The sequence below is a fragment of the Pseudomonas sp. IT-P258 genome, from assembly GCF_949767825.1.
GTDB classification, from domain to species: domain Bacteria; phylum Pseudomonadota; class Gammaproteobacteria; order Pseudomonadales; family Pseudomonadaceae; genus Aquipseudomonas; species Aquipseudomonas monachiensis.
On record NZ_CATKPU010000040.1, the window covers coordinates 1 to 6,193 of the forward strand.

A 6,193-nucleotide genomic window follows, 5' to 3' on the forward strand; every position below is an offset into this window, starting at 1 on the left:
CGCTCGAAAAAGGGCCGAGCCAGCCAAGGTCAATTGTGAAAAAAATCACACAAACCAGGTTCCACGCTTTTGGTATGGTGCAGCTCATTTTTAAGGGACTGAGTTTGCGCCCCGCCCACGGATCGGCATTCTTTTCAAAGAGTTGCTGCACAAGTGCCTGAACCGATACCCATCAAGGACCACGAGAAAGAGACACGGCTGGTCAACAAGAGACTCATGGCCTGCGCCTTGTTCGTTGCCGCCATTACCTGTGCTCTGGTGGTACGCCTGTATGTCCTGCAAGTAGTCGAGTTCGACTATCACTCGACCATCTCCGAAAACAATCGCGTACATGTCCTGCCGATTACACCGCCTCGCGGGTTGATCTACGATCGCAACGGCGTACTCCTCGCGGATAACCGTCCCAGCTACAACCTGACCATCACCCGCGAACGTGCTATCGATGTAAACGAAGAGCTGGACGAGGTAGTCAATCTGCTGCACTTGCCCGCTGAAGATCGCTCACAGTTCGACAAGGCGATGAAGCAGGCACGTCACCCCTTCGTACCCGTGACCTTGTTCTATGAGCTGAGCGAAGAACAGATTGCCGTACTCGCAGTGAACGAGTTCCGCCTGCCGGGCCTCGATGTCGAGCCGCAGTTCGTTCGGCACTATCCATTGGGCGAGCACTTCGCTCATTCGGTCGGCTACGTCGGACGTATCAACGAGAAAGAGTCAAAGGCGCTGGATACGGTCGAGTACCGAGGCACCCAATCCATCGGCAAGACCGGGATCGAAAAATTCTACGAGTCACAGTTGCACGGCCATGTCGGTTACGAGGAAGTCGAAACCAATGCCCAGGGCCGCGTGCTGCGAGTGCTCAAGCACACTGACCCGGTGCCCGGCGAAGACATTGTCCTGAGCCTTGACGTCAAGCTTCAGGAAGCCGCCGAGCACGCCTTGGGGGATCGCCGTGGTTCGGTGGTCGCGCTGGATCCGTCGACCGGTGAAGTGCTGGCCATGGTCAGCAACCCGAGTTTCGATCCAAACCTGTTCGTCACCGGTATCAGCTCCAAAGAGTACTCCGCGCTACGGGACTCCATCGACCGACCGCTGTTCAACCGTGTGTTGCGCGGTCTCTATGCGCCGGGTTCGACCATCAAGCCGGAAGTGGCAATCGCCGGCCTTGATGCCGGTGTCGTCACGCCACAGACTCGTGTGTTCGACCCCGGTTATTACCAACTGCCGGATTTTGATCACAAGTACCGCAACTGGAACCACAACGGTGACGGCTGGGTGGATATGGATGCGGCGATCATGCGCTCCAACGACACCTACTTCTATGACCTGGCACACAAGCTGGGTATCGATCGCCTGCACGACTACATGGCCATGTTCGGGCTGGGTGAGAAAGTCTCCCTGGACATGAATGAAGAATCCCCCGGCCTGATGCCATCCCAAGCCTGGAAGCGCGCCACCCGTCGTCAGGCCTGGTTCCCGGGAGAGACGGTGATTCTCGGTATCGGCCAGGGCTACATGCAGGTCACGCCGCTGCAGTTGGCCCAGGCTACGGCGCTGATTGCCAACAAAGGCGTATGGAATCGCCCGCACCTGGCCAAAACCGTGGACGGTGTCGCGCCGGTGGATGAGCATCCGATGCCGAACATTCTGCTCAAGGATCCTCGCGATTGGGAGCAGGTAAACCACGGAATGCAGATGGTGATGCACGACGCCCGCGGGATTGCCCGGGCGGCAGCGGCGGGCGCGCAGTACCGTATTGCCGGCAAGAGCGGTACCGCACAAATGGTAGCGATCAAGCAGGGCGAACGTTACAACCGGGAGAAAACCCGCGAGCGTAACCGCGACAATGCCTTGTTCGTCGGTTTCGCTCCGGCCGAGCACCCGAAGATCGTGATTTCGGTGATGATCGAAAACGGCGAAGCCGGCGGTCGCGTCGCCGGACCGGTCGTGCGAGAGATCATGGACGCCTGGCTACTCGATCAGGATGGCCACCTCAAGCCGCAGTATGCCGCGCCGAGCAAGGCATCGGGCGATCCTCACGTCTGAACCCCTTATGGTTTCACAGCACAGGCTCACGGATGCTGAGCATGTGCTGGAAGCTTTCGAGGAACACCGTTTCGGCCTGGCTCATCTTCTGTTCGCGATTCCACAACAGCTGGATATCGAAATCCACCACCCCTTCTTCCGGCGGCAAGCGCCAGAGCAGACCTTGCTCGACGTCCCGGCGCACCAGATGGGTGGGCAAGGCGCCGATGCCGTAACCTGCGCAGATCAGGCGGTAAATTTCTTCGAAACTGGTGGAAGAGGCGACGATCTTGCCGGTGAAGCCTTGCTGGTCGCGGAATAGCGTCAGGGGCGAAAGATTGCCGCCCAATTGATCGCTGGTGAAGCTGACAAAGTTTTCCGCGGCCAGTTGTTCCAGGGCCAGGTTCTCTTGTCCGAACAACCGATGACGCTGGCCACAAAAGTAAGCATAGGTCTCTCGAAACAGTACCCGTTGCTCCAGCCGCGGCTGCGGCAGGCGGCACAGGCCGACGCCGATGGTTGCGGTCTTTTGCAGCAGCGAACTGATGATGTTCGAACTGCCCATCACCTCGACTTCCAACTCGATTTTCGGATGGGTTTCATGGAAATCCGCAAGGAAGTCATCGTAATGCCGCGCCTGCACGCCGCTGACGGTGAGGATGCGGATCTTGCCCACCACGTCATCGTGGCGACTCTCCACCACTGTCCCCAGGCGTGAAATATCCCCGTAAATATCCGCCGCAATGCGCAGGACTTCTTCCCCGGTTTCCGTCAGGTCAAAGCGTCGTCCGCTACGGGCAATCAACACGCATTCCAGTTGTTCTTCCAGTCGTTTCAGCGCCTGGCTGACCGCCGACTGGGTGATGTGCAGTCGCGCGGCGGCGCGGCTCATGCTGCCTTCCTGGCCGATGACCAGATAGGTGCGCAGCAGGTTCCAGTCGAGGCGGTCATTGAGAAAGCGCCGGCCGACCCACGGGTTGGAAGTGGAGGGCATAAAACCTCGTGTAGTAGCAGTGCTAATAGTAAAGATAAGAATTTGAAAATTGACTAATCCTGACATGGAAGCGATAAAGCCCACAAGCGCCACAGAGCGCAACCGTCATCAGCCTTAACACCTGCCCAAAAACTATAAGTACACAGGGTCCTTGCATGCACACTACTCCCCAACCGCGCCGAGCCGCGGCCGCTGCCTTCATTGGCACGACCATCGAGTTCTACGACTTCTACATCTACGCCACCGCGGCGGCGCTGGTCCTCGGGCAAGTGTTCTTCCCCAGCAGCGACCCGGTCATGAGTACCCTCGCTGCATTCGGCAGTTTTGCTGTCGGCTTCATTGCCCGGCCCATGGCCGGGATGGTGTTTGGTCATCTGGGTGATCGTCTCGGGCGCAAGAAAATGCTGTTGGTGACCATGGCCCTGATGGGCATCGCCACCGCGGGTATTGGCCTGTTGCCGAGCTATGCCAGCGCCGGCATCTGGGCGCCCGTCGGCCTGATCGTGCTACGTGTCATTCAGGGCATTTCGGTCGGTGGCGAGTGGGGTGGGGCGGTGTTGATGGCCAGCGAACACGCTCCGGCCAAGCGCAAGACGTTCTACGCGTCGTTCGCCCAGCTCGGCAGTCCCGCCGGATTGTTGCTGGCGCTGATCGCTTTCCGTCTGGTGACGTCCCTTGAGCCTGAGGAGTTCCTCGCCTGGGGTTGGCGCCTGCCGTTCCTCGCCAGCGGCGTGTTGATGATGGTCGGCCTATTGATCCGCTCCGGCGTTCACGAGTCGCCGGAATTCGCCAGGGCCAGGGACAACAACGAGACCGCCAAATACCCGGTGATGGACGTGATCCGCACCTGCTGGCGGCAGATCCTGTTCGCCGCCGCGGCCGTGACCATTGGCTCGGCCGGGTTCTTCTTCACCAACACCTTCATGATTACCTACGTCACCCAATACCAGGGCATCGCCCGTTCGACGATTCTCGATTGCCTGTTTCTGGTAACCGTCATCCAGTTGCTCTCGCAACCGCTCTCGGCGTTGATCGCCGAGCGTATTGGCGAAGATCGCTTTCTCAAATGGGTCGCGCTGCTGTGCATGGTTACGCCATACCCGATGTTCCTGCTGGTAGGCACGCAGAACATTGTGTTCATGACTGCCGGCATTGCCCTCGCGGTGGTGATTCTCTCGGCGCTGTACGCGGTGATCGCCGGCTACATGACCCAGGCCTTCCCGGTGCACCTGCGCTACTCGGGCATTTCCATCGCCTACCAATTGGCTTGCGCCGTGGCCGGTGGCACCACGCCGCTGATCGGCACCCTGCTGGCCAGCAAGTTTTCCGGACAATGGTTGCCGCTGGCGGTGTTCTTCACCTTGCTCTCGGCCCTGTCCCTGATCGGTGTTTGCGGTCTGGCCCGCCTGCGCGCCAACCCGGTCGTCACCCACGCTGCCAAAGAGGTGTATTCGTGAGTAAACCTGCACACATCGACCCGGTTGAATGGCAAGCCCGTTGCGAACTGGCTGCGCTGTATCGACTGGTCGCGCACTTTCGCATGACCGACTTGATCGACACCCACATCACCCTGCGGATACCTGGGCCGGAGCACCACTTCCTGATCAACCGTTACGGGGTGATCTTCGACCGCATGCGCGCCTCTGATCTGGTGCGCATCGATCAGGACGGACGGGTGGTCGACCCGGAGTACGCCGGCCATCGGGTCAACGCCGCCGGCTTCGTCATTCACTCGGCGATCCACATGGCGCGCCCGGACCTGAACTGTGTGATCCACACCCACACGGCAGCGGGCATGGCGGTCGCGGCGCAGAAACAGGGCTTGCTGCCGATCAGTCAGCATGCGCTGAAGTTCTACGGCAAGCTGGCCTATCACACCTACGAGGGCATCGCGCTGTCGCTGGATGAGCGCGAGCGCTTGATCGCCGACCTCGGTCCGCACCGGGCAATGATCCTGCGCAACCACGGTTTGTTGGTGGGTGGTTCGGGCGTGGCCCAGGCCTTCCAGGAAATCCACTTCCTGGAGCGGGCCTGTCAGGCCCAGGTGCAGGCGCTGGCCGGTGGTTCCGCCTTGCATTACCCGTCGCCGCAAGTGTGCGCGCACACCGCCGAACAGTTTGACCGTGATGAGCAGGACAACATCATCGACCTGGCCTGGGAGGCCGCCCTGACGTTGATCGAATCCCAGCGCGAGTCTTATTTGTCATGAACGCCGTCATCAATACCGTGGTTCTGCTGTCCCGCGACACCTTGCTGCTCAAGCAATTGCAGACAGCGTTTGCCCGCAGTGCGCCGCAGCTCACCGCCGTGCTGGCCGATGATCCACGGGCCGCCGATGCGCAGATGGCGGCGTGCTGGTTTCCCTTGCCGGGCAGTCTCGGCGCATTGCCGAACCTGCAGGTGATCCACTCGGTGGCTGCCGGTATCGATCACCTCGATCACGATCCGTCATGCCCGGACCTGCCGATTTGCCGCGTGGTTGATCCGGGCCATCGCCAAGGCATGACCGAGTACGTGCGCTGGGCGGTGATCCACTATCACCGCGGTTTCGACCAGGTGTTGGCGCAACAGCGGGAGCAACGCTGGGAGCGGCCGCTGCAACGGGCGGCGGGGCAGTTCAAGGTCGGTGTGATGGGGCTCGGATCGCTGGGCAGCGCGATTGCTCTGGACCTGGTCGCAGCCGGTTACGACGTGCGCGGCTGGGCACGGCGCAGCAAGGATTTGCCGGGTGTGCGCACGTTCGCCGGGGCTGATGCGTTGCATCCGTTTCTCGATGGCGTCGAGTTGCTGATCAACCTGCTCCCGCTGACCAGCGAAACCCGCGGCATCCTTGGGCGAGCCACTTTCGAACAACTCGCCAACGGCGCGGCACTGGTCAACAGTGGGCGCGGCGGTCATTTGAACATCGACGATCTCGAACAGGCACTGGCGAGCGGGCAATTGCGTGGCGCCTTGCTGGATGTCTTCGAACAGGAACCGCTGCCGATCGATCACCGGCTCTGGACAATGCCCGGTGTCACCATCACCCCGCACATGGCCTCGGCGGCATCCCATGACTGTATTGCCGAGCAAGTAGCGGAGAACTTTCGTCGATTGAAGTCCGGCAAACCGTTACTGAACTGTGCCGACCGATTGTTGGGTTACTGAACCCAGCGTTATCCAACCAATAAAAAT

5 protein-coding genes are annotated in these 6,193 nt (G+C 60.4%); 4 read left to right on the forward strand and 1 reads right to left on the reverse strand.

Annotated features, from left to right (window positions below; all coding sequences use genetic code 11):
* The first annotated feature begins 153 nt into the window (after positions 1-153).
* Positions 154-2,046 carry a penicillin-binding protein 2 gene (mrdA, locus tag ACM6G4_RS15860; protein ID WP_414914069.1) on the forward strand — a complete coding sequence of 631 codons (1,893 nt, stop codon included), beginning with the start codon at positions 154-156 and terminating at the stop codon, positions 2,044-2,046.
* Positions 2,047-2,059: 13 nt separating this feature from the next.
* Here mrdA and ACM6G4_RS15865 read toward each other — a convergent pair whose 3' ends face one another.
* Complete coding sequence (locus ACM6G4_RS15865) at positions 2,060-3,019, reverse strand: LysR family transcriptional regulator (protein WP_056725183.1); 960 nt, start codon at positions 3,017-3,019, stop codon at positions 2,060-2,062.
* A 155-nt stretch (positions 3,020-3,174) separates the two neighbouring features.
* Here ACM6G4_RS15865 and ACM6G4_RS15870 point away from each other — a divergent pair, with 155 nt between their 5' ends.
* Genes ACM6G4_RS15870 through ACM6G4_RS15880 form a run of 3 tightly spaced genes read left to right on the forward strand, consistent with a single transcriptional unit; the run spans position 3,175 to position 6,166 of the window.
* Positions 3,175-4,476 (forward strand): MFS transporter, encoded by a 1,302-nt coding sequence (locus tag ACM6G4_RS15870; RefSeq protein ID WP_223542539.1) that lies wholly within the window; start codon positions 3,175-3,177, stop codon positions 4,474-4,476.
* Positions 4,473-5,228: a class II aldolase/adducin family protein gene (locus tag ACM6G4_RS15875; RefSeq protein ID WP_056725186.1), complete on the forward strand. Its 756-nt coding sequence runs from the start codon at positions 4,473-4,475 to the stop codon at positions 5,226-5,228. The genes ACM6G4_RS15870 and ACM6G4_RS15875 overlap by 4 nt, the downstream gene beginning before the upstream one ends.
* Positions 5,225-6,166: a 2-hydroxyacid dehydrogenase gene (locus tag ACM6G4_RS15880; RefSeq protein ID WP_177336474.1), complete on the forward strand. Its 942-nt coding sequence runs from the start codon at positions 5,225-5,227 to the stop codon at positions 6,164-6,166. Before ACM6G4_RS15875 ends, ACM6G4_RS15880 begins: the two co-directional genes overlap by 4 nt.
* The last annotated feature ends 27 nt before the right edge of the window (positions 6,167-6,193 follow it).

Excerpts from the sequence above, each read along its gene's own strand:
- ACM6G4_RS15880 (WP_177336474.1), top strand. The coding sequence starts at position 5,225 with ATGAACGCCGTCATCAATACCGTGGTTCTGCTGTCCCGCGACACCTTG.
- ACM6G4_RS15865 (WP_056725183.1), bottom strand. The coding sequence starts at position 3,019 with ATGCCCTCCACTTCCAACCCGTGGGTCGGCCGGCGCTTTCTCAATGAC.
- ACM6G4_RS15870 (WP_223542539.1), top strand. The coding sequence starts at position 3,175 with ATGCACACTACTCCCCAACCGCGCCGAGCCGCGGCCGCTGCCTTCATT.